This window comes from bacterium (assembly GCA_023145965.1).
In the GTDB taxonomy this organism is placed as follows: domain Bacteria; phylum UBP14; class UBA6098; order UBA6098; family UBA6098; genus UBA6098.
In genome coordinates, this window is record JAGLDC010000107.1 from 1 (window position 1) to 23,808 (window position 23,808).

At 44.9% G+C, this 23,808-nt stretch carries 30 protein-coding genes; 20 read left to right on the forward strand and 10 right to left on the reverse strand.

The genetic code is table 11. From position 1 onward, the window contains the following. The 7 genes from KAH81_09350 to hutU form a co-directional block, all read right to left on the reverse strand. Window positions 1–803 (reverse strand): tetratricopeptide repeat protein (locus tag KAH81_09350; protein ID MCK5833856.1); only part of this gene is annotated, 803 nt, incomplete at its 3' end. Between the two features lie 108 nt (window positions 804–911). Beyond that, window positions 912–1,139, reverse strand: a complete 228-nt coding sequence (locus KAH81_09355; GenBank protein ID MCK5833857.1) for a type II toxin-antitoxin system HicA family toxin — start codon at window positions 1,137–1,139, stop codon at window positions 912–914. Next, complete coding sequence (locus KAH81_09360; protein MCK5833858.1) at window positions 1,136–1,339, reverse strand: type II toxin-antitoxin system HicB family antitoxin; 204 nt, start codon at window positions 1,337–1,339, stop codon at window positions 1,136–1,138. The genes KAH81_09355 and KAH81_09360 overlap by 4 nt, the downstream gene beginning before the upstream one ends. Window positions 1,340–1,395: 56 nt before the next feature. Next, the gene (locus tag KAH81_09365) at window positions 1,396–1,530 is read right to left on the reverse strand and encodes a hypothetical protein (GenBank protein ID MCK5833859.1); all 135 of its coding nucleotides are present in this window, start codon (window positions 1,528–1,530) and stop codon (window positions 1,396–1,398) included. Beyond that, entirely contained in the window at window positions 1,515–1,760 is a 246-nt protein-coding gene (locus KAH81_09370) for a type II toxin-antitoxin system HicA family toxin (GenBank protein MCK5833860.1), read from the reverse strand. The genes KAH81_09365 and KAH81_09370 overlap by 16 nt, the downstream gene beginning before the upstream one ends. After that, on the reverse strand, window positions 1,750–1,980 hold the full coding sequence (locus KAH81_09375) for a type II toxin-antitoxin system HicB family antitoxin (protein MCK5833861.1): 231 nt from the start codon (window positions 1,978–1,980) through the stop codon (window positions 1,750–1,752). Before KAH81_09375 ends, KAH81_09370 begins: the two co-directional genes overlap by 11 nt. A gap of 54 nt (window positions 1,981–2,034) precedes the next feature. Continuing rightward, entirely contained in the window at window positions 2,035–3,714 is a 1,680-nt protein-coding gene (gene hutU, locus KAH81_09380; GenBank protein MCK5833862.1) for a urocanate hydratase, read from the reverse strand. A gap of 341 nt (window positions 3,715–4,055) precedes the next feature. Between hutU and KAH81_09385 the strand changes: the two genes are divergently transcribed. From KAH81_09385 to KAH81_09410, 6 genes are all read left to right on the forward strand, one after another. Further along, window positions 4,056–4,499 carry a GNAT family N-acetyltransferase gene (locus KAH81_09385; GenBank protein MCK5833863.1) on the forward strand — a complete coding sequence of 148 codons (444 nt, stop codon included), beginning with the start codon at window positions 4,056–4,058 and terminating at the stop codon, window positions 4,497–4,499. A gap of 1 nt (window position 4,500) precedes the next feature. Next, the gene (locus KAH81_09390) at window positions 4,501–5,592 is read left to right on the forward strand and encodes an alanine racemase (GenBank protein MCK5833864.1); all 1,092 of its coding nucleotides are present in this window, start codon (window positions 4,501–4,503) and stop codon (window positions 5,590–5,592) included. Between the two features lie 262 nt (window positions 5,593–5,854). Then, complete coding sequence (pyrG, locus tag KAH81_09395) at window positions 5,855–7,474, forward strand: CTP synthase (glutamine hydrolyzing) (GenBank protein ID MCK5833865.1); 1,620 nt, start codon at window positions 5,855–5,857, stop codon at window positions 7,472–7,474. Window positions 7,475–7,980: 506 nt separating this feature from the next. Beyond that, window positions 7,981–8,607: a V-type ATP synthase subunit D gene (locus tag KAH81_09400; protein MCK5833866.1), complete on the forward strand. Its 627-nt coding sequence runs from the start codon at window positions 7,981–7,983 to the stop codon at window positions 8,605–8,607. Window positions 8,608–8,616: 9 nt separating this feature from the next. Beyond that, window positions 8,617–9,081, forward strand: coding sequence for a universal stress protein (locus tag KAH81_09405; GenBank protein MCK5833867.1), 465 nt, complete (start codon window positions 8,617–8,619; stop codon window positions 9,079–9,081). Between the two features lie 198 nt (window positions 9,082–9,279). Continuing rightward, window positions 9,280–11,097: a hypothetical protein gene (locus KAH81_09410; protein MCK5833868.1), complete on the forward strand. Its 1,818-nt coding sequence runs from the start codon at window positions 9,280–9,282 to the stop codon at window positions 11,095–11,097. 148 nt (window positions 11,098–11,245) lie between these two features. On the opposite strand, the gene KAH81_09415 is transcribed toward KAH81_09410, so the two are convergent. Beyond that, a complete protein-coding gene (locus KAH81_09415; GenBank protein MCK5833869.1) occupies window positions 11,246–12,487 on the reverse strand; it encodes an ATP-binding protein in 1,242 nt (413 codons plus the stop codon). 216 nt (window positions 12,488–12,703) lie between these two features. On the opposite strand from KAH81_09415, the gene KAH81_09420 reads away from it, so the two are divergent. Continuing rightward, window positions 12,704–13,732, forward strand: a complete 1,029-nt coding sequence (locus tag KAH81_09420) for a hypothetical protein (GenBank protein ID MCK5833870.1) — start codon at window positions 12,704–12,706, stop codon at window positions 13,730–13,732. Window positions 13,733–13,873: 141 nt separating this feature from the next. On the opposite strand, the gene lat is transcribed toward KAH81_09420, so the two are convergent. After that, on the reverse strand, window positions 13,874–15,241 hold the full coding sequence (gene lat / locus KAH81_09425) for an L-lysine 6-transaminase (protein MCK5833871.1): 1,368 nt from the start codon (window positions 15,239–15,241) through the stop codon (window positions 13,874–13,876). A 276-nt stretch (window positions 15,242–15,517) separates the two neighbouring features. Beyond that, window positions 15,518–16,633, reverse strand: coding sequence for a hypothetical protein (locus tag KAH81_09430; GenBank protein ID MCK5833872.1), 1,116 nt, complete (start codon window positions 16,631–16,633; stop codon window positions 15,518–15,520). Window positions 16,634–16,876: 243 nt separating this feature from the next. Between KAH81_09430 and KAH81_09435 the strand changes: the two genes are divergently transcribed. The 13 genes from KAH81_09435 to fabF all read left to right on the forward strand — a co-directional run. Next, on the forward strand, window positions 16,877–17,236 hold the full coding sequence (locus KAH81_09435) for a DUF3795 domain-containing protein (GenBank protein ID MCK5833873.1): 360 nt from the start codon (window positions 16,877–16,879) through the stop codon (window positions 17,234–17,236). Window positions 17,237–17,497: 261 nt separating this feature from the next. Continuing rightward, window positions 17,498–17,803, forward strand: a complete 306-nt coding sequence (gene rpsJ, locus KAH81_09440) for a 30S ribosomal protein S10 (protein ID MCK5833874.1) — start codon at window positions 17,498–17,500, stop codon at window positions 17,801–17,803. A gap of 27 nt (window positions 17,804–17,830) precedes the next feature. Then, window positions 17,831–18,454 (forward strand): 50S ribosomal protein L3, encoded by a 624-nt coding sequence (gene rplC, locus KAH81_09445; GenBank protein ID MCK5833875.1) that lies wholly within the window; start codon window positions 17,831–17,833, stop codon window positions 18,452–18,454. 5 nt (window positions 18,455–18,459) lie between these two features. Beyond that, window positions 18,460–19,089, forward strand: coding sequence for a 50S ribosomal protein L4 (gene rplD / locus KAH81_09450; protein ID MCK5833876.1), 630 nt, complete (start codon window positions 18,460–18,462; stop codon window positions 19,087–19,089). Further along, the gene (rplW, locus tag KAH81_09455) at window positions 19,086–19,376 is read left to right on the forward strand and encodes a 50S ribosomal protein L23 (protein ID MCK5833877.1); all 291 of its coding nucleotides are present in this window, start codon (window positions 19,086–19,088) and stop codon (window positions 19,374–19,376) included. Before rplD ends, rplW begins: the two co-directional genes overlap by 4 nt. Before the next feature lie 29 nt (window positions 19,377–19,405). After that, on the forward strand, window positions 19,406–20,236 hold the full coding sequence (gene rplB / locus KAH81_09460) for a 50S ribosomal protein L2 (protein MCK5833878.1): 831 nt from the start codon (window positions 19,406–19,408) through the stop codon (window positions 20,234–20,236). 10 nt (window positions 20,237–20,246) lie between these two features. Then, complete coding sequence (gene rpsS, locus KAH81_09465) at window positions 20,247–20,534, forward strand: 30S ribosomal protein S19 (GenBank protein MCK5833879.1); 288 nt, start codon at window positions 20,247–20,249, stop codon at window positions 20,532–20,534. A 9-nt stretch (window positions 20,535–20,543) separates the two neighbouring features. After that, a complete protein-coding gene (rplV, locus tag KAH81_09470; GenBank protein MCK5833880.1) occupies window positions 20,544–20,885 on the forward strand; it encodes a 50S ribosomal protein L22 in 342 nt (113 codons plus the stop codon). A 28-nt stretch (window positions 20,886–20,913) separates the two neighbouring features. After that, window positions 20,914–21,666, forward strand: coding sequence for a 30S ribosomal protein S3 (rpsC, locus tag KAH81_09475; protein MCK5833881.1), 753 nt, complete (start codon window positions 20,914–20,916; stop codon window positions 21,664–21,666). Window positions 21,667–21,678: 12 nt separating this feature from the next. After that, on the forward strand, window positions 21,679–22,107 hold the full coding sequence (gene rplP, locus KAH81_09480; protein ID MCK5833882.1) for a 50S ribosomal protein L16: 429 nt from the start codon (window positions 21,679–21,681) through the stop codon (window positions 22,105–22,107). Further along, a complete protein-coding gene (rpmC, locus tag KAH81_09485) occupies window positions 22,104–22,331 on the forward strand; it encodes a 50S ribosomal protein L29 (GenBank protein MCK5833883.1) in 228 nt (75 codons plus the stop codon). The genes rplP and rpmC overlap by 4 nt, the downstream gene beginning before the upstream one ends. Before the next feature lie 29 nt (window positions 22,332–22,360). Next, window positions 22,361–22,606: an acyl carrier protein gene (gene acpP, locus KAH81_09490; GenBank protein ID MCK5833884.1), complete on the forward strand. Its 246-nt coding sequence runs from the start codon at window positions 22,361–22,363 to the stop codon at window positions 22,604–22,606. A 4-nt stretch (window positions 22,607–22,610) separates the two neighbouring features. After that, window positions 22,611–23,808: beta-ketoacyl-ACP synthase II (gene fabF, locus KAH81_09495; protein MCK5833885.1), on the forward strand; the 1,198-nt coding region annotated here is incomplete at its 3' end.

A 23,808-nucleotide genomic window follows, 5' to 3' on the forward strand; every position in this document is an offset into this window, starting at 1 on the left:
GCATTCTTTTGCCAATCCAGCGCGTCGATCTCAATCGCCAGATTCAGACCTTTTGTTAAGTAATCGATTGCCTTATCGTTCTCTTCGGTTTCGATATATATATTCCCGATATTGATTTGGCTACGTGAAATAGCTTTCCTATCTTTCAGTTGTTTAGCAATTTCCAAAGATCTTTTATTATACTTCAACGACTCTGGATAATTTCCCTGTATTCTATGAATGATACCAATTCCGGACAGACAGGCAGAAATTGCATTTTTGTCGTCTAATTCTTCCGCGATTTCTAATGCTTTTCGGAAGCAGTCCAGAGCCTGAGAATAGTCTTCTTGATACCAATAAACAGTTCCGATATTAGTAAGGCAAATGCAGATTCCCTTTTTATCGGAAAGTTCTTCTCTTATTTCGCGCGATTTGAATAAATACTCCAGCGCCTGTGAATAATCGCCCTGCGCTCGATGAACAAGCGCGATATTATTCAGGCATTTAGAAATACCGTCTCTATCGCCTAAGCTTTCCGCGATTTCCAAGGATTTGTGCAAATATTCTAAAGCCAATGGGTAATCAGCATGGACGTGATAGATAATTCCGATGAATCTTTGGCAGTATCCGATTCCCTTTTCGAAATCGATAGATTTAGCGATTTCCAATCCTTCCTCGGCGTATTTTTTTGCTTCTTTGGGGTTGGAATACAGCAACTCCCCGGCAAGACAGCTCAGAATATCGACTTTCTCGGCGTCTTCCATTGCCGTTTCCAGTTTTTCCAGAAGTTCATCGATTTTGTTTTTTGGCGATGTTTTTTTCACTTCGTTACCTTATTTTATTATTGGAATCTTCACGTTCAGTTCTTTCGCGTCCTCTATCGTCTTTTCGTAACATGCGTCGGCGTGGCGCATTATTCCCGTGCCGGGGGATTAAAGCAGTTCGAGAAAATCTTCCAGACTGATGCGTGCCTGTTTAAGAATATGCGATAATGTAGAGCGCTTTACGGGCTTATGCGCCGGAACAGTTATTTTAACAAGGTCGTCGCCGAAACGCCTATGCAACCGGATATGGCTCCCCCGTTGACGAACGACTATCCAACCGGCTCTTCTCAAAGCGTTGATAATCCTGACATACGAGAGGCTTGGAATCGCGCTCATACTACCAGTTCCTCCACGATTGCGCTCTCGTCCAACACAAAATCGTCTTCAACCGGTTCGAGATATAGCTCGATAGCTTCTTCGATGTTCGCTAATGCTTCCTTGACAGTGTCCCCCTCGCTTATACAACCCGGCAATGAAGGGACATATACCGTGTATCCGCCGTCTTCACTTGGTTCGAGGATCACTTTTAATTTCATAATTACCTTCCTAATAATTATTAGATATGTTTGTTTTCTTTATTATAACATTATCATCATAACGTTATCATCGGAATCTTCACGCCCTCTTCCTTTGCGACCTCGATTGCCTTCTCGTAGCCGGCGTCGGCGTGGCGCATTATTCCTGTGCCGGGGTCGTTCGTGAGGACGAGCTTTAAGCGCTCCAGAATACCTCTCGGAGTTCATTAAAGGGAATGAATTTACTCGCCCGCCGGATAATCGCCCGTAATGTCCCGTAATCGATTTCTTTGTGCATTGGAACGGTCAGCGACTGTTTTGAACCAGACACTATTCTTCTTAATTTGACGTGCCTCCCGCGTTGTTTGTAGGCATCGAAACCAAATCCGGCGAGAATCTTGATGACCTCGTCGCCGGATAACCTTTTTAGTTTAGGAGACATTGGCCAATTCTCCGGTCTCGAATTTAATGTCGATTTGCGGCGATTCGACGAAACCGAGCTCGCTCAGGTTTTCATCCTCGAGATGTAAAGATATTGCCTCCTTGAGATTCGCCACGGTATCGTCGAGTGTCGTGCCTTGCGTAATCACCGGGAAATCGAGACATTCGGCGACGTATTGCTTTTCGCCCATATAGATAATGCATTCGATTGTCGTGCGCATAATACCTCCTGTTTTGGTATTGATTAAAGACTGGTTTTACTTATCCGAATATAATCAAATCATCGGAATCTTCACGCCCATTTCACTCGCGACCTCGATGGCCTTTTCGTAACCGGCGTCGGCGTGGCGCATTATTCCCGTGCCGGGGTCGTTTGTGAGGACGCGCTTCAGGCGCTCGTCCATCTCCGGCGTGCCGTCGCAGACAATGACCTGCCCGGAGTGGAGCGAATATCCGATTCCAACTCCGCCGCCGTGATGGAACGACACCCAGCTTGCCCCGGAAACGGCGTTGAGCGCGAAATTCAGCAGCGGCCAGTCGGCGACCGCGTCGGTGCCGTCGCGCATCGCCTCGGTCTCGCGGTTCGGCGATGCGACGCTGCCGCCATCGAGATGGTCGCGACCTATGACGATGGGCGCGCCGACCCTGCCCTCGCGGACGAGGCGGTTGAACATCAAACCGGCTTTGTCGCGCTCGCCATAGCCGAGCCAGCAAATCCGGCAGGGGAGTCCCTGAAATGCGACGCGCTCTTTTGCCAGTTTCAGCCAGCGGTGCAGATAGGGCTTGTCCGGGAACAGTTTCATGAGTTCGTCGTCGATAGTGTAGATGTCCTGCGGGTCGCCGGAAAGGGCGCACCAGCGGAACGGCCCCTGTCCCTCGCAGAACAGCGGCCGGATATAGGCCGGGACGAATCCGGGATATTTCCACGTGCCGTCCGAATTGCGTGCTTCGTCGTCGGTGATATTCCCGCCGGCGACGGCGTTGCCGCGAAGATTGTTGCCGTAGTCGAACGTCTCCGCGCCGCGATTTTGAAGCGTAATCATCTGGCGGACGTGCTTGGCCATTGTGGCGTAGGAGCGTTTTTTATACGCCTCGGGGTTTTTTGCCCGCAGTTCGAGGGCTTCGGCGAAGGTCATGCCGTCGGGGATATAGCCTTCGAGCGGGTCGTGCGCGCTGGTCTGGTCGGTGAGAATATCGGGCGTGATGTTGCGGTCGATGAGCCTTTGCAGAAGATCGACCTGATTGCCGACCCAGACTATGCTCTTGCCGATTTTGCGGTTCTTGTAGTCGATTGCCCTATCGATAGCGGCGTCGATGTCGAGAACGATCTCGTCGAGATATTTCGTGTCGATGCGCTTTTGTGCGCGGGCGATATCGACCTCGGCGGATAGATAAGTCGCGTTGCACATGGTCGCCGCGAGCGGTTGCGCACCGGACATGCCTCCGCATCCGCCGGATACGATAAGCCTGCCGGAAAGGTCGTCGCTGCCGAAATTTTTTCGCCCGGCGGCGGCGAAACATTCGTAAGTCCCCTGCAAAATGCCCTGCGTGCCGATATAAATCCAGCTTCCGGCGGTCATCTGGCCATACATCATGAGACCCTTTTTCTCCAGTTCGTGGAAATGCTCCCAGTTCGCCCATTTCCCGACGAGGTTCGAGTTCGCGATGATCACGCGCGGCGCGCGCTCGTGCGTTTTGAAAACACCGACCGGTTTTCCCGACTGGACGAGAAGCGTCTCGTCGTTTTCGAGATTTTTCAGCGTGCGGATAATCGCGTCGAAGCAGTCCCAGTTGCGTGCGGCCTTGCCGGTGCCGCCATAGACGATGAGCTTGTCCGGGTCTTCGGCGACTTCCGGGTCGAGGTTGTTCATCAGCATCCGCATCGCGGCCTCCTGATGCCAACCTTTGCAGGTTATTTTATCGCCCTTCGGTGCGTGAATGATGTGTTTCGGCATGATGCCTCCAATCTGGATATTTTAACTTTTCTCGGAATCAATTTATACATATTCCCGGTTTTTCGCAAAGCAAATCCGACAAAAAGGCAATGTAGAATGTAGAATTAAGAATGTATAATGGGAAGACTGCGGATTTTCTTCTTGTAGAACGAAAACTTATTTCAAATACTACGCCCTGCGGGGCGCAATGCTAAAACGCTTAACAAAATCCGTCAATAATAGGGCGATAATGATTTAGCAAAAAAGCAATTAATTCTTGCTATCTACTGGAAAATCATTATGTTACGCTCAATGCATGTCCGCTTATTAAAAATCAGAAAATCTTATATCGAAGGACGATAATGAAAATTATCGATGTTCACTGCGAAAATGATTTCCCAAAAGATATGGATATAAAGGCGTTTTGTAGCTTCATGAATAATCATCTCGGCGAGTATGGCGATCCGGTCGATGAGATTCGAGCCGCGGTCGATTACGCTTTTTCAAAAGCCGAAGGCAAGGGTGGCTTTGTCCTGCTCGCTTATATAAACGACGACCCTGTCGGCGGCCTCGTTATCAATGCCACCGGCATGACGAGATATATTCCGGAAAATTATCTCGTCTATATTGCTGCACACGAGAAATGGCAAGCGGTGGGGGTAGGGCGTTATTTACTCGATAGAGCTATCGAGCTAGCGGAAGGCGACATCGCCCTTCACGTCGAACAGGATAATCCGGCAGTGAGGTTCTACGAAAAAATGGGGTTCGAATCGAAATATCTCGAGATGCGCCTAAAGAGAAGCTAACATGGCCGAGCTATTTATAAACACCGGCAAAATTATCGGAAACATAAACAAGCTCAGCGAGTTCCTCGGGAAAAACGGAATCAAATGGTCGCTGGTTCTCAAGGTGCTTTCCGGCCATAAACCCACACTGGAAAGGATTCTGTGCCATCCATCCATCAGACAAGTTCACTCTGTTTGTGATTCTCGCCTTTCGAACCTGAGGGCTATAAAAGGCATTAGCCCAAACATCGTGACGATGTATATCAAACCGCCCGCACACAAATACGTTCCGAGTGTCGTAAAATGCGCCGATCTATCGTTCAATACAACCTACGAGACAATCGAGGAATTGAACGCCGAAGCCGCCAGGATGGGCAAAAAACATCGAGTAATTATTATGATCGAGATGGGCGAGCTTCGCGAGGGTATATTACGAGAGAATCTGCTCGGATTTTACAAAAAAGCCTTTGGCCTACCAAACATTCAAATAGAGGGTATCGGCACGAACCTTGGCTGTATGTATGGTGTCGAACCGACCTTCGATAAACTGCTCCAGCTTTCATTATACAAGGAACTTCTCGAGTGTAAATTCAATCGGCACATAGAGTTAATCTCCGGGGGCAGCTCGATAACCCTGCCTCTCGTATCGCAGGGGAAAATTCCAAGAATGATTAATCACTTCCGAATCGGCGAGGCCGCCTTTTTAGGCAACTCCCCGCTAAACGGGAAAAGATTTCGAAATCTTTCAACAACGGCCTTCGAATATCGCGCTAACATTATCGAACTCGAGAAGAAAGAGACCAAGCCGGACGGAGTAATCACCGAGGGAAATGTCGGACATACCGCCGATATCGCAGAGCAGAATACAGAGACCTACAAAGCGATTCTTGACTTCGGTATCCTCGATGTTGATATAAACGGAATCGAACCGAAAAATCCGAACGTGCGCTTTGTCGGGACGTCTTCCGATATGACGGTTTACGAAGTCGGCCCGGCACCTAAAGGCGGCGCCCGCAAGCATTATAGGGTCGGCGATCAGATTAAATTCCAACCGAACTACATGGCGGTAGCGCGGTTGATGAACTCAAAATATATCCAGAAAACGGTTATCTGATGAGTTATAAGCCGAGCAGTCGGCGATAGAGGTCGGCTTCCTTCTAAATCATCTTTTCGACCGTGAAGTTATCGAGAATGGTCTTACGGGCGTTCTCCGCGAGTTTTTTTCGGAAGGCGACGTCGGAAGCCATCGCCCGGTGGGCGGGTTTGGAACCCGCCGCCACTAAGCCGACCATTTTAAAATTTGCATCTCTCGAATTCAGTCTTTGATTTAAAGAAAATTTGCTTATATATACTAAAACCCTCAATGGAGATCGATTATGCCGCGAAAAACAAAATTCATTGTCGTTACTGGTGGAGTGTTGTCCGGTTTGGGCAAGGGAATAACTACCGCATCGATAGGGCACTTACTTGGTGACAAACTACGGATTATTCCAATAAAGTGCGATGGTTATTTAAACACCGATCCGGGAACTATGAACCCGGTCGAGCATGGTGAGGTTTTTGTTCTCGATGACGGCGGCGAGGTTGACATGGATTTTGGCCATTATGAACGATTCATCGGGATAACATGCAAATTCGAGTGGAATCTCACGATGGGCAAGGTTTATCAAGCGATCCTCGACCGCGAGCGACGTGGAGATTTTCTCGGAAAAACCGTTCAGCTAATTCCACATGTAACCGACGAGATTAAATCGAGATTCAAGAATATCGCCGAGGACGAAAAAGCCGATATTTGTTTAATTGAAATCGGCGGGACAGTCGGCGACATGGAAAACGAGCTTTATCTCGAAGCGGTGCGGCAACTCGCTCAGGAGCTTGGAAAGCAGAATATCTTCTTTGTTCACCTTACATATATTCCGATTCCCAAAAATGTTCACGAGCAGAAATCAAAGCCGACGCAGCAATCCGTCAAACTTTTGAATGAGCGAGGGATTTTCCCCGATGTGATAATCGGGAGGTCGGAGAAGCAACTCGATTCATCGATCAAGGCTAAAATCGCGGGGTTCTGCAATGTTTCGACCGAAGCAGTTATTTCCGGTGTCGATGTCGATACGGTTTATGAAGTTCCGCTTCGATACGACGAAGAAGGTTTGACCGAAATCGTACATAAAAATTTGGGGATATATTCTCCGCCAAAAATTTCTAAATGGCGAAATCTTGTAAAGAAAATCAAAGAGCCGTCCCGCGAGGTTAGCATTGCGATTTGCGGGAAATACACAAAGCTTCAAGATTCTTATGCCTCGATTATCGAGGCCTTGATCCATGCAGGTGCTTTTAACGATACGAGAGTTAAAATTAAGTGGATAGAAACGACGCGTATCGAAAGCGGCAAAACTACTGCAGCCGATTCTCTCGAGGGCGTTGATGGCGTGATCGTCCCCGGAGGATTCGGCTCGCGCGGAATCGAGGGCAAAATCGAGATTATACGGCACTGCCGCGAAATGGACGTGCCGTTCCTGGGAATTTGTTACGGTATGCAGCTCGCGGTTGTCGAGTTCGCGAGGAATGTATGTGGAATCGAAACTGCGGGAACCGCCGAATCTATCGGAAACAGCGACAAACGATCAATTCCGGTGATTTGTTTTCTGCCGGGGCAAGGGAAGATCGACCGCAAGGGCGGCACAATGCGGCTTGGCGGCCAGGACATTTCATTGAAGATCGGTTCTAAAGCGGAAGGCCTCTATAGCAAACCAAAGATTCGCGAAAGATTCCGTCACCGCTACGAGGTTAATCCGGAATTCGTCGAACAGCTTGAGAAAGCTGGTTTGGTATTTTCCGGAACCACGCCCGACGGCGGAATAATGCAGGTTCTCGAAATTCCCGATCACCCCTATTTCATCGGGACGCAATATCATCCGGAGCTGGTGAGTCGGCTCGAAGAACCGGAACCGCTATTTAGGGAATTGGTTAGAGTAGCCCTTAAAATGGGAAAATAAGAGACCTGTTTCTAAATAAAGATCAATTTTAAGACCTACCGCAAACCCAAATCTCGCAGATTAGAAAAAATCATAATTCGATTATTTGACTATTTCAAATAAAACTACCCCCTTAAACGCATTCGCACTGTCATCGAGAGCCAATAAGAAAAAAATCTCCTTTATATTCAGCGAGATTTCTCGCTTCGCTCGAAATGACAGAGTGATTCTGGAAATTTGACAACGATGCGTCGGAGCACTTCCGCTTTGATGAACCCGAGGCCGGCGCGAGGGTGCCGGAGGTGAGGCTCCGGGGAGTCCGTGCGCAAGGAAATAGTATTATAAGGAAAATTGGCCACACGCACGGAGCGTGACGGCCGGGAGGCGGGAAAAATCCAGAGGTAAAGATAAATTAGTATTTGCATCAGTCGATAAAGGCGAACTAAATTTCAGTAGCGAAATAGTTAAGCTAACATTATATTCAACAAATAATATTTTGTTGAAATGATTAGATAGAACGGAACACTATGGCAAAAATGAAGGTTTCCGCTAATCGAATGGAAAATCTCAAGCTAAAAAAACGCCTGGGATTAGCGATTCGAGGACATAAACTCCTCAAGGATAAACAAGACGAACTAATGCGGAATTTTCTTGAGCTTATCGATGAACTTAAAGGTCTTCGGGACAGAACAGAGTTAGCTCTCATCAATGGATTGAGGCGGTTTACCCTTGCAACATGCGAATTGTCACCATCTGAACAAAATACCATTTTTGCAGCGCCAGGAATGAAGTTTTCACTCGATGTTGAAACCAAACACCTTATGAACCTTCGTGTTCCTAAGTTCTCGTCTAAAATCGAAGGGAAGCCCCTTGCATACTCACTCAGAGACACAGATTTCGAGGTTGATTTTGCGTTAAAGGAAATTGCTGAAGTCCTCGATCTTATGCTGCGATTGGCCGAGGCCGAGAAAAAGATGTCCCTTTTAGCGGATGAGCTCGATCGAACCCGTCGCCGCGTGAATGCACTCGAATATACATTGATCCCAGACCTCAAAGAAACGATAGGATATATCACACAAAAATTGGACGAGCTTGAAAGAGGAAATCTGGTTCGTCTAATGAAGGTTAAAGAGATAATAACAGAAAACACTTAGAGGAGAGAAATGGATATTAGCAACATATTGATGCCGACCGATTTTTCAGAGCAATCGAAGGCTGCTGTAAATTATGCCGTGGATTTGGCGCGTAAGTATCATGCAAAACTGCATATCATACATGTTTTCGATGAAAATGTTTTTGATCCTGCATTTTTCTCTACTTCAGATGAAAACGCAGAGAAGTATTTTAAAAAAGTTAGAGAGGGATTCGAGGCTGAAGTAGATGCTCTATTCGAAAACCACGATACATCGGGGATAAATATTATTACCGTTTTAGCAAATGGTAGCGCCTTCGCAGAAATAATTAAATACGCAAAGGCGAACTCTACCGACTTGATCGTGATGGGTACCCACGGAAGATCGGGTCTTTCAACAATACTTCTCGGCAATGTAACCGAAAAGGTTGTCCATAAAGCCCCTTGCCCGGTTCTCACAGTGAGACACCCCGATTATGAGTTCGAGGCGCTTTAAATATAATATCGATTATTTTATTCTGTGAATGCTATTTCTTTTTAATCGGAGAAAATTTATTATTAAGCCGATTATTTATTGATTTGGCTTATTAAACCTAAAGCTATAATATTTAAATTTGTAAATTTCAATAGTAAGATTTTATTTGCTAAATTTATTTTATCTATTATTTTATAGGAAACAGGAAAAGGAGTAATAATGAAGAAAGAAATGCTTTTTTGCATGTGCATTATTGTTTTTGTTGTTTCAGTAAATTTTGCACAGGGAAATCCAATAGAAATATGCCCAACCCTCGATGGTTTTTGGGATGAGTCTATAGAAAGAGACTATACAACCATCAAAGATCAAATTCCCTTGATGGATACTTACAGCTGTGACGAGTTATATACTATTCTTAGTTCTACCACAACTCTAAGGGACAGAGTGGTAAATACAAAGGAGATGTTTGAACTGGTCGATGATAAAACAGTTGCGCAATGCGATTCTATTATCAAATGTATTGATTCAGCGATTATTCCATTTATATATTCGAAATGTCCCGAATTTAATCCTGATAATCCTGAAACACCAATTCCACCTCCTCGTGACGAGAGGGGATCTTCAGGTATTAACCTTAATGACTTGAATCTCTCGAGATGGGGTGAGGTAGCTGGTGCGTTGCGCGAGATAAAACCAGAAATTTATGACACGGTTGTAGCTATGCAAGATACATTAGCTAATCGCGGTCAGTTTATTATGAATCTTGCAACCAGCGATCATTTCACTCAAAACCTCGCCGAAAGAAGGCTTGTTATAATACATGGAAAGGCCAAAGAGATAGATCTGCTTTGGGAGACTAACAGAAGATGGGCAGATTCCTTACTGACATACGAGAATGTTATCGACTCTCTCAATTACGATATTCTAGCTAAAGACATTAGAATAAGGGAGCTAGAGCTTTTTCGCGTTAGAGCCCGGAGGAGTATTACATATCCAAACATGGATGCCTTTGCTATAATTCATGGTAATATGGCTGGTTTTTATGAGAATCCTCAGTTCATGATTTATGGTGCCGATGCCAGGATCAAGTCCAAAGACTTTTTTGGTGTGCCTTTAGACATATATGCGCGCATAAATGCTGAAAATGCAATAAATCGTGGGCTCGACAAGAATTTCGTTTTAGAGATCCCATTTGAACCGGATTGGAACTGGAGCGTTTTTTCATTAAACAGGCTTTCACCTGGGATTCAATATCATTCAAAATCTTATTATAATCCCGATGTTTCTGCTCCTTATGGCGTTCATCCGCGTCAAGTAACCTCGAATGATGTTTTTAGATTTGCACCTTGGGTGTTGAATGTCGAAGGTAGTATATGGCAATTAGACGCAAGTATTTATAATACTCAATATCATATTGGTATAGACCGAATAGGTGCTTCAACTGCTAGTCTCCGCTTCAGATTCCCAGCCGACACATCGGAAGGAAGAGGTAATCCAAGGGCAAGGGAAGACGGGGAATACTCTCGTCTTTGGACCGTCGAAACCTTCATTACATTTGCCGATGATGAAGCGGAATTTTTACCTTATGCAAGCAGGAACAACACATATTTCGGCTTTGGGGCCTCGAATGGAGCACATAATCTTATTTATGCCAAAAACATACAGAATCGAATGATCGGAAGGCCTGATTTTTGTCTTCTCGATCTGTTCCCACTTCCAATAGATAAGACACTTCTCGGCCTATATTTTTACGGTGGCACCAAGGTTTATAACGAGGAATTCGGTGTCGATTTTATTCTTGGAACTAAGCCTTTATTGGTTCGCGCAAGCACATATTGTGATGCCAACAGTAAGTGGTTAACGACTAATATTTCGCCGAGATACACTCATAATGATGTCGTGCCGGAGCGGTGGGCAGAATTTGAATTCTGGTGGCTTCGCGACTTTTTCCCAATCGGTCTGGAAATTGTAATACCCAGTGATATGGCTTTTCCATATGAAGTCCGCGTATCCACATTTTTGAATATTCGCCGATAAATTGTATCGATATTAATATTCAGATATAGAAACAGCGGGTTTAGGTTTAACCCGCTGTTTCTATATATTTTCTCGCAAAAGCTAGGGTATATAAATCTTAGGATCAGAATATTTTGATTATTGTAAAGCTCAGCTTTGATTTACTGTATTAGGTTTTCTGGAAGTGTCTTCCAATATATTCTAAAGCTTCTTTGGCATTAAGCCTTTGAGTGCTATTGCCAGTTCGCACAAAGAATGCGCCTTCGTGTTTTTCAAGAAATACCGGCACTTGAGAGGGTTCTACGCTTACGCTACAGACTTCTTTATTGTCGATTAAGTGGAAGAAGATGCGAACATTTTCGCAATATTCCCTTCCTATATGAGCGGAAATAATTCTAATAATAAAGGCATGAAAGCCGTCTGAGTCCTTTTTCCCAAGTGAGTTAAAATCCTTTTCGAGACCCACTGCATTACCGTTATCATCAACACCGATGAAGAGAATACCTCCATCGGAGTTCATAAATCCGGCTATGGTTTTAATTATGACTTTTTCTAGTTCTTTGTTTGTCTTGTTTTCTCGATAGTCCCATCTTGCGCTGGATTTAAACTCCAAGTGTTGGCTTTCTGGTTTCAATAAGAGTGCACGGGCTGCTTTAAGCTCGATTTCCTGATTTGAAAGTTTTTTGTCTATCATCACCGTTTTGATATAAGAGCGCAAATTTGCCGCACGGAATATAAACGCAAGCCCTCCAAAAAGAAAATACACTATGAAGTGAGTTGCTGTATAGAAATGATGTTGCTCCATGCTGGATTTGCCAGATTGTATATTTTGCAATAAGCCCGAAAACCAATTGCCGGCATTGGAGCCTAAAAAAATAGTCGGTTCCACAAGCGGAATAACAAAAAGAACCCATAACACCATATATAAAACAGAGCAATAAACTGCTAGAATAAGAGAAAATTTGGGCATAAAAGGCATAAAAACAAGCCCAAAGAAGACCACCGATACAAACATCCAACCGTAGGCGTTGTATTCAACGCCGAAATTCGAGACGTCCTTAGCCACTCCCCAGCTTAGTATAAAGAATATAGTCAATACAAGAAGAGAATAATCTAATCGCTCGATAGAAAAAAGTCTTCGAACAATAATTATAGCTGCAAAAAAGGCGAATATTATAAGAAGAGTCTTTATCAATTCGAAGGTGCTGATATTGGAAAAAAGGCTAAGCGCTAACATTAAAAGGCTAAGTGCAGTAACAGCAATAATTATCAAAGACAGCGATGCAGTTGCTTGCTTGTAAAACGTGCTTTTGAGCTTTGGGTCTATTGTTTGGACATTTGGAAAGAAGAAATCTTTAAATGAATCAAAGCTGATTTCTCGCGGCAAAAGATGTTGTTTTTCGTTTTTCATTCAAATAAATAATATGTTTATTTTGCCTTATTGCAAAACTTAAGCCAAAACACTGGATATTCTTTAAAAATAATTGCAATCAAAATTAATTTACAGATTATAGATTTCGTCACTATCGAAAAAACAATAAATTTTTTTTGGCAAGTTTTATAAAATTACTATTTCACTTGACGAAACCGACAAGCAAGGTATATTCGAAGGAAATGGAGGTTTCGTATGCGTAATGCTATTATCATTCTTATGGCGCTGTCTATAGCGTGCTTTTCGGCAAATTCAATTCTGGTTTATAGTTTTAAATCGACTAGCCTCGACCAAGGAACGGTAGAGGCCGTCAAGGAGATTTTAAAGGCTGAACTAACCGATAATGGTTATTCAGCTCGCGAAGCCGGAGAAGAGGTTTGCAACGATGCCGCATGTGCATCTGCCGGTGCGATTGAATATAACGTCGATCAAGCGCTTTACGGCAGCCTAGCTAAACTGGGCGAAAAAATAATCGTGAATATGTATATCGTGGATCGCGATGGCAATAATGTTCATTCCGATAAGCTTACATCGGAAACGGTCGAGGATCTCGATATAGTTATCTCGCGTCTTGTTAAAGGTTTCGTTGAAGGAGTCCCCTCTGGGGAGACCATAGACAAAATGAATGTAACCGCAACCGAAGCAAAAGAACCTGTTAGAAGGAAGAATTTCTATACAATCGGAGTGAAAATCGGATACCGTTTTCCGCTTGCCGAGAGTTACGGGAAAGAGCAGATGTGGCAGTATGAGGGCATGGCCATGTATGAATTAGAAAGCATGTTTGTCGAGGGTCGAGGCTATGGTTGCTCCGGCGGCGATGCTGCGGCTTTCGGTCTTTCTGTTGGGTTATACTATATTTTTGCTCCTCAGGATTTCTCGCCCTATGTTGGTGGTTCAGCTGGTATCGAATGGGTCATGAATATGCCATATGTCGAGGAAGAGGGTGATAGCTCATGGGTTGCCGGTGGAGCCAGTGGGGACGGCCCAGCTATCTCGTTGGGAGGTGGCCTCATTGCATTCCAGACTTATGATTTTCGGTTAATGTTAGATGTTCGTTACACAATGGTATTCCTCGGTGAAGCCGATGTCGATTTCGATGACTGGTCTGTCGATTCAGAAAAAGAGAACATGGGCACTGAGCACAGCATCGCGATCACAATCGGTATTTCACGCAGAGACATCGGTGAGAACCGCAGTTCTAGCCTTTGCTGTATGCCGTGGTAAATGGAAGGTTCTAATTTTGATGGTGGATAGAGGCGACAGCGTCGCCCCTGCCTGCAAAAATGAAAGGCGGCCTTTAAAGGCCGCCTTTCATTTTAATCGATTATGGAATCTCTAGATTACTAGTTGTTTTCGCAAGAACAACTAGTAATCACAGGGAACCATGTTCGTGAGCACTTCCTCGATAATTGCTTTAGCCCTGTCTAAATCAGCTTTCTCGACATTGAGGCTTGGACGGAAACGCACGGAATGAGTGCCACACGGCAATACTATCATTCCCATATCCATGCAAGCCGAAAGGAATTTGGCCCTGCATTCAGCATCGGGAAGATCGAATGCGCACATCAGGCCAGCGCCACGGGCATTGGTTACAAAGTCACATTTGGATTGAATAATCTTTAGGTTATTCAATAAAATTTCGCCCATCTTAGTAGCGTTTTCCAGAAGGTTGTCCTCCTCGATGATCTCGAGGTATTTTCTGCAACGAACCATATCTGTGAGATTGCCACCCCATGTGGAGTTGATTCTGCTCGACTCGACAAATACATTGTTCTCAACCTCATCTATTCTCGGGCCAGCAATTATTCCGCAAACTTGCGCTTTCTTACCGAAACAGATGATATCCGGTTTGACGCCGTGGTTTTGCCATGCCCACATCTTTCCAGTTATTCCCATGCCGCTTTGGACCTCGTCGAAAACAAGCATTACATCATATTTGTCGCAAAGCTCGCGGACTGCTTTAAAGAACTCAGGTCTGAAATGATTATCGCCGCCCTCGCCCTGTATTGGCTCCATAATGAACGCACAGATGCCATCGGTATCGGCCTTAAAGGCGGCCTCGAGTTCGGAGATAGTCTTTTTCTCGACCTCGATGGTATCTTTGAGGTTATCACCTTCTAGCGGGAATTTTGCCGCAGGTATCGAGACACGCGGCCAGTCGAATGAAGCAAAATACATATATTTGCGCGGATCGGCTGTGTTTGTGAGACTGAGTGTATAACCTGTTCTTCCATGGAATGCTTGAGCAAGGTGTGCCACCTTCGTGCCAATGGGCCTTTTTTCGGTTCCGACGCCTTTTGCCAAGTTTTTACGCACTTTCCAGTCCATTGCGGATTTAAGTGCATTTTCCACTGCAAGCCCACCGCCAGCAACTATAAATAAATGCTCGAAGCCCTCCGGCATGGCCACTCGTTGGAAAGTTGCGACAAACTTCGCCATTTCAACAGTATAGAGATCCGAATTTGATGGATTGTGTATTGCGATCTTGCCTATTTCTTCAATAAATTTAGGATTGCGCATTTTCGGGTGGTTGTGTCCCACGGGATTGCTGGCAAAATAGCTGAAGAAATCAAGATAAGGTTTATTGGAACGGGCATCATAAAGTATCTGTCCCTGCGAGCGTTCGAGATCAACTACCATGTTGAAACCATCGGCTAGCAAGACTTGCCCTAAAACTTCGTGAACATCCTGTGGTGTAAATTTTTGAACATCATCTTTAGTATATTTTTTCATGACTACAAACTCCCTATGTTTCATAGGTTAATAAAAAATAAAGTGGTTTTTAAAGGAAATGATCAACCGCAAGGATCACCAAGAACCTTGTTCCGATACCGTAAGTCACGGTCGAAATTTAGTTCATATCTTTGCATAGCAATACATTAAGAGTTACGACGTCCGACTTTCGAACGCTGACTGGCTATTATAAATATACAATAAGAAAAGGCAAGTATTATTTGGACAGCTTTGGTTAAAGCGAAATAGTAGTCATCTATGAAATTTCACAAGAATTTAGGGTTTCTTGCGCCACGAGCGAATACCGTGTGGAGTTTTGATGAAGATAGGCGAAGCAAGAATATTGGTTGTATCAACTAAATCAATCGAACCGATAACAGGTGGAAGCTTAGTCATTATTACACCGTGACCCGCGCTCTCTGCATATGTTGAATCGATAATACGAAGGTCGATTATCTCATCACTATCTTGAACCTTAATGTATCCTATGGCTGGGGGCATGACTTCCATGTAGATAACAATGGGGTTAGTGCCGCACGGTTCATTTGTCACTGCCCATAATGTATCGATATGAATCCCTACAGTTCCACCAGAGAACGAAACACTGATATTGCCATTGGCGCCGGGTGCCAATTCTCCCGGAACCGAAGTCGAAGAGAATAATGGATTAGTATGTGTCGCTCCTGAGATACTAAGGGTATCGACTGTCTCGTCGGAATTAGCAACACCGACATCGATAAAAGCAGATTCCCCCATAACAGCATATCCCACAACCGAATCCGATGGATATCCTAAGAGCTCGAGGAATCTATGGCCTAAAGTAATGTTATAGTCATGACTCGTGGAAACATCGGCAAGATGTATCCTGGTTGAGCCGAGATCACCAGAGAGAAAATATAGATCATCGGTAGGGTCGAGTCCTCCGAAACGAAGCTTGGCGTTAAAAGTCCACTCCTCGCGTGGGATAAGAATAGCGCCACCATCGCTGTTAAATACCCATAACCAATAGCCCTGAGGATAATCTCCGAGGTCGAATTCCCATTCATCGTCGGAAAAAAGTCTATATGTGGCTGAAGGCAGGCCATCGAGCCACATCCTACAAGAACCTTGCCACGAACCCGAACCGTCTACGTTATGGGTTGCCAAGAAGCCGATATTACCTGAAAACGGGTTATAAAAGAATAATAATTTTGATTCATGGCCATTTTCGTAACCGGTATGCATTGACCAAGAATCGTAGTCGAACCACTCGGCCTCTGTTGTGGAATCGGTGATAACCGGTTCTACACAAATAGTGTCACCATCATAGACGATAAAAAAATAGCCGTCTGGGTATTCTGCAAATAAAGATATGGAGATGAAGAGTATAATTAATAAAGCACGTTTTGGCATACAGCCTCAGTTTTTGGTTTAATATATATTAACTTTTTTACAAATGTGTGTCAATAAATTTATTTAACTCATTAAGCAATGGCTTAATAATTGAATTACATATTTGTATTTAGGCTTTATAGGAAATCAGGTGCACAAATTCAACATTTAGTGAATAGTAAAAAATCCGTGACCTCGTTCTTCATCGGATAGCTGTTGAAAAACCATAACGATAGCTTATATTGAAATTCAAGGAGGCAGTATATGGTAGAAAAGCTTGCATATTGTGGATTGGATTGCGAGAGTTGCCCGATTTATATAGCTACTAAAACTGAAAATCCTATCGCGCGCGCCGCAATGAGAGAAGATATTGCTCGAATATGTTTCGAGAAATACGGCATGAATTATACATCGGAGGAGATAACAGATTGCGATGGCTGTAGAAATGATGGTAGGCTTTTTATCGAATGTGCCAACTGTGCGATTCGTGCTTGTGCTCGAACGCGTGAAGTAGAGAATTGTGCATTCTGTGATAATTATGCTTGCGAAAAATTGACAGCTCTTTTTGAAACCGATCCGTTATTTAAAGAAAATCTAGAGAAGATACGCGCGGAATCGGAATAGACTATTAGCACAGGATTTCCCCGTTTTCTATTGGTTCATTCTAGTTAGGATATTTTTAAATCTTAGAAAAAATAAATTTTTCCCTTGACATTGAGAGTGTATAGGATTACTATCCAACAGCTTTTTCCACGATGGATGGCTTAAGAGTCGAATCGCTATAGAGGAGGCTCGTATACAAGAAAGCATCCCGGGAGAAGGCTGTAGTTATTTATGCTTTGGTTTAGCCGTACAAAATCGGCACTTCCGTATGGAGGAGGCTAGATGGCCCAGCGTATTAGAATTAAGCTGCAGGCTTATGATCATGTTATTCTCGATAGATCTACCACAGAGATCGTCGAGACCGCTAAGAGGACAGGTGCTAAGATATCGGGTCCGGTCCCGTTGCCTACACATAGGCGCATTTACACTATCCTCCGTAGCACTAATGTTGACAAGAAAAGCAGAGAGCAGTTCGAGGTTAGAACACATAAGCGTTTGATTGATATTCTCGAGGCGAGCCAGGAAACGGTTGATGCGATGATGAAGATCGAATTACCGGCTGGCGTCGATATCGAGATTGTCGTATAATTCAAGCCGATTTGCGAACTGGGAGTTATAATGATCGGATTTATCGGCAAAAAGGTCGGAATGACCACCATATTCGACACGGATGGCACTGCAATACCGGTGACAATTCTCCGTGCCGGTCCTTGCGAGGTTATTCAAGTTAAATCGCCCGAGAAGGATGGCTATTCGGCTATTCAGCTTGGATTCGAGCCTACTAAGAAGAGAAAGCCCAAGCCCGAGTTGGGTCATTTTAAGAAGGCTGGAACTAAAGTCTATAAGAGGCTTCGGGAGTTTCGTGTAAGCGACCCGGAGAACTATTCCGTTGGGCAGATGATCACGGTAGAGCGTTTTAATATCGGTGATTCGGTTAATCTGGGCGGAATTTCCAAGGGTAAAGGTTTTCAGGGCTCAATAAAGCGCCATCATTTCAGCACTGGCCCGAAAAGTCACGGCCAGTCAAATAAATGGAGAGCGCCCGGATCACTCGGTCAGTCTTCGTCGCCTTCGAGAGTTTTCAAGGGTGTTCGTATGGCTGGAAGAATGGGCAATGAAAAGGTCACCATCCCCGGCTCGAAAATTATTAGTATCGATTCGGAGAATAACCTCATCCTCGTTAAAGGTTCTGTTGTAGGGCCGAGGGGCGGTTATATAACTATTGTAAAGGAGGGGTGATGATTATGCCCAAGGGAATACTCCTTGACCGTGAGGGAAAAAATATAGGTGAATTGGACCTTCCTCAGACCGCCTTCGGAATAGAGCCAAAGAGCGCAGTAGTTCATCAGTATGTTGAATGTTATCTTGCGAACCAGCGCCTCGGTCTTCATTGCAAGAAGACCAGTAGTGAGGTTTCTGGTGGTGGCCGTAAACCATGGCGCCAAAAAGGCACAGGGAGAGCGCGTGTAGGTTCTATCCGCTCGCCGCTCTGGAGACACGGTGGTGTTACTTTTGCTCCTAAGCCGCGTGATTATCGCAAGGCATTCCCGCGCAAGATGCGCAAGCTTGCTCTTGCTTCGGTTCTTTCAGCTCAATCAAAAAATGGTGGTGTTTATATCTTCGAGGATATCGATACCAAAAGCCATAAGACCGTAGAGCTTAGAAGCCTGTTACAAAATGTAGGAGTATTTGGGAAGAAGATTCTCATTGTCACCACTGTTCCTGAACACAATTTAGTATTGGCCGGCGGAAATCTTAAGGGCGTTAATGTCACATTTACCGGCGAACTCAATACATACCAGGTTCTCGACGCCGATGTATTTATGGTTACTAAAGGAGCCTTGGAGAAAATAGAGGAGCTCTGTGTTCGATGAGAGACCCCCGTAAGGTTTTGGTCAAACCTATATTGACCGAGAAATCGAATATGTTTAAGGAGACCGAGAATGTTTTCACATTCAAGGTTGCTAAAGATGCTAATAAAGAAGATATCAAAAGAAGCGTTGAAGCTATTTTCAAGGTTCATGTTACCAGTGTTCGCACGGCCAACTATATGGGTAAACCAAAGCGTCGTGGAAAATGGGAAGGCAGAAGATCATCTTGGAAAAAGGCTGTTATCAAACTCGCCCCTGGCGATAGGATAGATATCTTTGAAGGGCTATAAGCGAATTTTATAAGTGGAGAATATATAATATGGGTATCAAGCATTATAACCCGACAACACCATCACTAAGAACTCGTCGGACTTTGACATATTCGGAGCTTACTCCAGGCGCCAAGCCGGAGAAGAATTTGATAGTCAAGAGTCACCGTAGTGGTGGGAGAAACAATAATGGCAGAATCACCATGCGTCATCTTGGTGGTGGGAATAAAAAGCGTATTCGCGTGGTCGATTTTAAGCGCAATAAATATGGTATCCCCGCTAAAGTAGCTCAAATCGAATATGATCCTAACCGTTCCGCATTTATTGCCTTGCTCTCCTATGCCGATGGGGAAAAGAGATATATTCTCGCTCCAATCGGTGTTAAAGAAGGCGATACTTTGATGAGCGGTCCTGAAGCTGAGATTAAACCGGGTAACTCGCTTCCGCTTGGAAGTATGCCGGTGGGTTCCAGGATACACAATATCGAATTTAAACCCGGAAAAGGTGGCCAGGTGGTCCGCTCGGCCGGTGCTGTAGCTCAGATTGTTGGAAGAGAAAAGGATCATGTTATTATTAGACTTCCATCTGGAGAGATTCGCACTTTTAGGCGTGACTGCTATGCTACGCTTGGTCAGGTTGGGAACCTCGATCATTCTAATACAGTATTTGGCAAGGCCGGTGCAAGGAGATGGATCGGTAAACGCCCGAAGGTTCGCGGTATGGCTATGAACCCACATGATCATCCGCATGGTGGCGGAGAAGGCAGAGTTAAGGGATACAAGCAAGCAGTCACCCCTTGGGGTCAGCCTTGTAAGGGTTATAAGACCCGAAAAAAGAAGAAGAGTTCAGATAAATTTATTCTGAAGCGTCGAACAAGGTAATGGAGGATTAATGTCCAGATCGCTGAAAAAAGGCCCGTATATAGAGGACAATCTTTTCGAGAAGATCGAGGTGATGAATGAAAAAGGCGAAAGGAAGGTTATTAAGACCTGGTCTCGTCGTTCAACAATCTCACCTGAATTCGTCGGGCATACTATCGCAATCCATAATGGCCATAAATTTATTCCGGTTTATATATCTGAAAACATGGTTGGTCATAAACTCGGAGAATTCGCCCACACTCGTCTTTTCCGTGGGCACGGCGGCAAAAAGGCTGCACAGATGAAGAAAAAAGGCTAAGGTGAGATTATGTTAGCTAAAGCTCAAGCAAAGTTTCTAAGAATATCTCCATACAAATTAAGGTTGGTTGCCGATTTGGTTAGGGGCAAAAACGCTGAAGAAGCTATGAGAACAATTCCTTTCGTTAACAAAAAGGGATCCAAGTTAATTGAAAAGGTTTTGAAAAGCGCTATTGCTAACGCAATGGATCAGGGCGAAGCCTCTCTTCATGAGGACGAGCTTTATATTTCGAAGATAGTGATCGATGGCGGCCCAACTATGGCGCGGTTCAAAGCCGGCGCTCAAGGAAGAGTTAAACCGTTTAAACATAGAACGAGTCACATTTATATTGAACTTGATAAAAAAAAGTAGTTATTAACCGCATAGGCGGGAGGATAATTTGGGACAAAAAACCCATCCGATAGGACTTAGATTAGGCATCATTAAAACTTGGAACTCGAAGTGGTTTGCCCGCAAGGGAATTTATCGCTCGAACCTTCTCGAGGATATAAAACTTCGAGAGTTCATCCACGAGGAACTTAAAGATGCCGATGTTTCTACAATTGAGATTCTTCGTAGCCCGAAGAGCCTTACCCTCAATATTTTTACTGCCCGTCCGGGTGTAGTTATTGGCCAGGGCGGCCAGAGGGTCGAAACCTTTAAAAAGCAGCTAGAACAAAGGACTTCCAAAGAGGTCCACCTTAATGTTCTCGAGATTCGCAGGCCAGAAATGGATGCTACCCTTGTTGCGAAGACTATTGCCTCACAAATTGAGGGCAGGGTTTCGCACAGAAGGGCTATGAAACGCGCCATCCAATCGGCGATGCGTCTTGGGGCACAAGGCATTAAGGTTAAGTGTGGCGGAAGACTCGGCGGAGCTGAGATTGCTCGTTCGGAGGAGTATAAAGAGGGAAGGGTTCCTCTGCATACTCTAAGGGCAGACATCGACTTTGCAAGGGCTACCGCTCATACTACTGCTGGCTGTGTTGGTGTTAAGGTATGGATCTTCACCGAGGAGATACTCGGTGGCATGGATGAATATTGGGACAGGGCACTCAACGAGGAAAAGAACAAGAAGCGTTCGAGACCATCACCGGGTGGCTCTCAATCGCAGAGGAAAAGACCTCGTCGCCGTCGCAAAAAGCAAGATTAAAGGAGTCAAATAATGTTAATGCCAAAGCGCACAAAATACCGTAAGACTCAGCGCGGGAAGCGTCGTGGTCTTGCGATTCGCGGTGGCAAAATAAGTTTTGGCGATTACGGCATGAAAGCTATGGAATGCGGATGGATTACCGCAAACCAGATCGAAGCCGCGAGAGTCGCGATGACAAGACATATGAAGCGTGCTGGTCGCGTTTGGATTACGATATTTCCACATAAATCGGTTACTAAAACAGCCGCCGAAACTCGTATGGGTAAAGGTAAAGGGGCGCCAGATCATTGGGTAGCCGTAATTAAGCGCGGGAGAATTATGTTCGAGATCGCAGGTGTCGATGAGGCCGTCGCGAAGAGGGCTTTCGAGCTTGCTGCTCGTAAGCTTCCCATTAAAACTCGTTTTGTTGATAGAGAAAGAACGCCCGGAGGAACATTATGAGTATCACTAAGACATGGCAACTTAGAGAGATGAGTAGAGATGAACTCGTGCATCGTAAGCACGAACTTCTCGAAGAGGATTTTAATCTGCGGATGCAATCTGCAGTGAGTACTCCAAAAAATCCAAAGCGTCTCAGGGAAATAAGAAGGGAAGCTTCGCGAATATCCACTATTATTCATGAGGATGAAATTGGGATTAGAAAAATTGGAGTAAAAGCCCTTTAAAATGGGCGCCATTCTATCAAGGAGGGTAAATGTCAATTGAAAACAGAATTAGAGAGATTATTGTTGAAAAATTGGGAGTTAGCTCCGAACAAGTCGGATCAAATGCTCATTTTGTGGACGATCTTGGTGCTGATAGTCTAGATCAGGTCGAGCTGGTTATGGCCCTCGAAGAGGAATTCGATATTGAGATCCCCGACGAGGACGCAGAGAAGATTGGCACGGTTAGTGACGCAGTTAAATATATCAATAATTCACAGGCCGGTAAAGAGGGGTAAAAATATGAAAAGACGCGTTGTGGTGACTGGCCTCGGCGCGCTAACACCCCTCGGTAAGGAAGTGAATTCTTCTTGGACGGCCCTCATTGAGGGCTGTTCTGCTATTCGGAGGGTAGAGCGCTGGGATTCTTCGGCAATGGCAACTCAGATTGCAGGCCAAATTTCTGACGATTGGAATATTACCGAAATAATGGACATTCGTGAAGCTAGGAGAATGGATCATTTTGTCCAATATGCTCACTGGGCTTCTAATGAAGCTATCAACGATTCGAGGCTTCTGGAGTCTTCTTATGATCCCAATAGAATCGGAATTATTCTCGGAACTGGAATTGGTGGTATTGGCACATTCGAGGAACAACACCGTAAATTCATCGAAAAGGGTGTGCGAAGGGTTTCGCCTTTTTTTATAACGATGATGATTTCCGATATGGCGCCCGGAATGCTCGCAATTAAATATGGTTTTAAGGGAATCAATTACACTGTTACAAGTGCTTGTGCTTCCGCTGGCCATGCGATTGGTTCGGCTTTTGATGCTATTCGTTATGGAAGAGCCGATGTTGTTTTGACTGGCGGTTCTGAAGCACCTATAGTTCCGATTTCTTTTGCTGGATTCTGCCAAAACCGCGCAATGACCACGCGAAATGAGCTTGGCGCGAAGGCGAGTTCGCCGTTCGATAAGGATAGGGATGGTTTCGTAATGGGCGAAGGTGCTGGAATACTCGTTCTCGAGGAATTAGAACACGCGCAGGCCCGTGATGCAAAAATATATTGCGAGATGGCCGGATATAGTGCATCAGCAGATGCTTTTCATATCACGGCACCGCCGGATAATGGTGATGGTGCTTACCGAGTTATGCGCCAGTGTCTCGAAGATGCCGACATGATGCCCGAGGAAGTTGGTTATATCAACGCGCACGGCACTTCTACACCCGTTGGTGATATTTCGGAATGCAAGGCTATTGAAAGGTTTTTTGGAAAGAACTGTCCTCTAGTTTCATCCACTAAAGGCGCTATGGGCCATCTTCTTGGAGCCGCTGCAGGGGTCGAAGCGATAATTGCTATAAAGTCGCTTATCGAGGGTAAAGTGCCACCTACACTTCATCTTGAGAACGTCGATGAGGGGTGTGCAGGTGTTAACCATAATTTAAAAACTGTTCAAATGGATTTAAACGCGACGATGTCTAACTCTTTTGGTTTTGGCG